Origin of the sequence: Streptomyces sp. NPDC005963 (genome assembly GCF_040638655.1) — a bacterium.
Classification (GTDB): Bacteria; Actinomycetota; Actinomycetes; order Streptomycetales; family Streptomycetaceae; genus Streptomyces.
The window spans coordinates 1-3079 of sequence record NZ_JBEXVD010000076.1; the positions used below are offsets into that span (position 1 = coordinate 1).

At 69.9% G+C, this 3079-nt stretch carries 1 protein-coding gene; it reads left to right on the forward strand.

Annotated features, from left to right (window positions below; all coding sequences use genetic code 11):
• Nucleotides 1-87 precede the first annotated feature (87 nt).
• A partial coding sequence (locus ABZ348_RS34575) for a type I polyketide synthase (RefSeq protein ID WP_358939966.1) occupies nucleotides 88-3079 on the forward strand: 2992 nt, incomplete at its 3' end.

A 3079-nucleotide genomic window follows, 5' to 3' on the forward strand; every position in this document is an offset into this window, starting at 1 on the left:
CCCCTCTACCTCGGCTCACTCAAATCCAACATCGGCCACACCCAAGCCGCAGCCGGAGTCGCCGGCATCATCAAAATGGTCCAAGCCATGCACCATCGCACACTCCCCCGCACCCTCCACATCGACCAACCATCACCCCACATCGACTGGACAGCCGGAAACGTCCAACTCCTCACCGAAGCCCGCGAATGGAAAGACCGCAACGGCACCCTCCGCGCCGCCGTCTCCTCCTTCGGCATCAGCGGCACCAACGCCCACATCATCCTCGAACACACCCCCCAACCCACAGCAACAGAGGATTCGACCGGAACGGAGTCCGACGCGGCGCCGGTGGCACCCGATGAGGAGCCGCAGCCCTGGTTGCTCTCCGCGCACACGCCGGAAGCGTTGCGCGCCCAAGCCGACCGGCTGCACCACCATCTGGAGTCGCTCCCCGACGACACCTCGTCCGCGGCGGTGGCCCATGCCCTGGCCACGCGCCGGGGGGCGCTGGACCATCGGGTCTCCTTTGCCGCAGCCGGTCGCGACGAGGCCCTGAGTGCACTGAGGCAACTCGCCGACGAAGGCCCGCTCGGTGCCAGGGAGACATCACCGCAGCTCCCGCGTCTGGCCTTCCTCTTCTCCGGCCAGGGCAGCCAACGGGCTGGCATGGGGCGTGAACTCCACCACCGGCATCCGGTGTTCGCCCGTGCCTTCGATGCGGCGTGCGCCGCCCTCGATCCGCATCTGGGCCGATCGCTGAGCGAGATCGTCTTCGGTGACGACGGCGAACTCCTCGACCGGACCGCCTACACCCAGCCCGCACTGTTCGCGCTCCAGACCGCCCTCTACCGACTCATGGAATCGGTGGGGGTAACGCCGGACCGGGTGGCGGGGCACTCCATCGGTTCCATCACGGCCGCGCACGTGGCGGGCGTCCTCTCCCTCGCTGACGCGGCAACCCTCATCTCCGCCCGTGGAAGGTTGATGCAGGCGCTCCCGGCCGGCGGGGCGATGGTCGCGCTCTCCCTCGATGAACCGACCACCGCCGCCCTGATCGCCGGTCATGAGTCGGTGGCTTCGATCGCGGCCGTCAACGGTCCGCGCAGCACGGTCGTCTCCGGTGCCGAAGAAGCCATCGCCGACATCACCGCCCGAGCGGTGGAACAGGGGGCGAAGACCCGACGCCTCACCGTGAGCCATGCCTTCCACTCACCGCTCATGGAACCGGTGCTCGCGGAGTTCCGTACGGTTCTCGCGGGACTCGAATTCCACGCCCCGAACCTTCCCGTCGTCTCCGATCTCACGGGAGGAGTGGCGACGGCCGAGGAACTGTCCTCGCCCGACTACTGGACGCGCCACCTCCGGGAGACCGTGCGCTTCGCCGATGCCCTGCGCACCCTCGAAACGGCGGGGAGCACGGTGTATCTGGAGCTCGGCCCGGACGCGGTCCTCAGCACGATGGCCGTCGACACACTGCCGACGGCCCCGCTGTTCACCCTGTTGCGTCGGGACAGGCCCGAGGGCACCACCGTTGCCGGGGCGCTCGGTGAGTTGTGGGCGACGGGCGTCGAAGTGAACTGGACCCAGTGGTTCGCCGCCGCCGATCCGGCCGTTCGGGACCTGCCCACGTATCCGTTCCAGCGGGAGCGGTACTGGTTGGACGCGCGGGCGGCCGACAAGGGGGACGTCACCACAGCGGGGCTCGACACCGCCGACCATCCGCTGCTCGGTGCCGCCGTGGAACTCGCCGACGGCTCCGGCACCGTACACACCGGTCGGATGTCCCTGCGCACCCATCCATGGCTGGCCGACCACGCCCTGTCCGGTGCCGTGGTCGTCCCCGGTAGCGCGCTGTTGGATCTCGCACTGTACGCGGGTGAGGCGATCGGAGCGCCGACCGTCGAGGAGCTGACGCTTCGCTCGCCGCTGGTGATCCCGCCGGACGGCGCCGTACAGCTCCAACTCACCGTGGGCGCCGACGACGGCGAAGGCCACCGCCCGATCACCATCCACGCCCGCCCGGCGGACGCCGACGAGCCCTGGGCCGAGCACGCCTCGGGGGCCCTCGGCAACACGGTCACCCCGGTCGAACCCGTATCCGCGGAGTGGCCGCCGAGCGGGGCCGAATCGGTTCCCGTCGCTTCGGCCTATGAGGATCTGGAGCGTCTCGGCTACTCCTACGGCCCCGCATTCCGTGGTCTGCGGGCCGCATGGCGAAGGGGAGACGTCCGGTACGCCGAGATCTCGGCGGACGCGGGCCAGCCCGACCCTGCCGGCCCCGGGCACATCATCCATCCGGCCGTGTTGGACTCGGTGCTCCATCCGCTGGCCCTGGAGGCGTTGGAAGAACCGGCAGGGCTGCGCGTTCCGTTCGTGTGGGTCGGGGTGCGCGCATTCGGGGGATCCACGACGAGCCCACTGCGGGTGCGTCTCACTCCCGTGGGCAACGACAGGACGCACATCCTGGTGACCGACCAGCACAACACTCCGGTCCTGTCCGTGGACGGACTGGTCCTACGGGCGGTCGATCCCGCCCGACTCGCCGCGGGCACCGGGGGCGGGCGTCTCCACCAGGTTCGTTGGACGCCCCTGAGCGGGAGCGTGGCGACGGCAGGGTGGGTGGAGTACGAGGAGGCGTCCGGGAGCAGCGATGTCCCCCATCTGGTGTGGCGGGCGCCGGAGCGCCCCGACCCTCATCGGACGGCGGAGTTGCTGCGCGGCTGGCTGGACGACGAGCGGTCCGGTGCAGCCCGTCTCGTGGTCGTCACACAGGGCGCACTCGCCGTACGAGCAGGGGAGGCCGTCGCGGGTCTCGATCAGTCGTCGCTCTGGGGTTTGGTGCGTACGGCGCAGAGTGAGCACCCGGGCCGGTTCGTCCTCATCGACACCGACGACACCCCCGCCTCCCAACAAGCCCTCTCCCAAGCCCTCGCCACCAACGAACCACAACTCGCCCTCCGCAACGGCACCCCCCACACACCCCGACTCACCCCACTCACGCACACCACCCACCCACAACCCACCCTCAACCCCCACGGCACCGTCCTCATCACCGGAGCCACCGGAGCCCTCGGCACCCTCATCGCCGAACACCTCG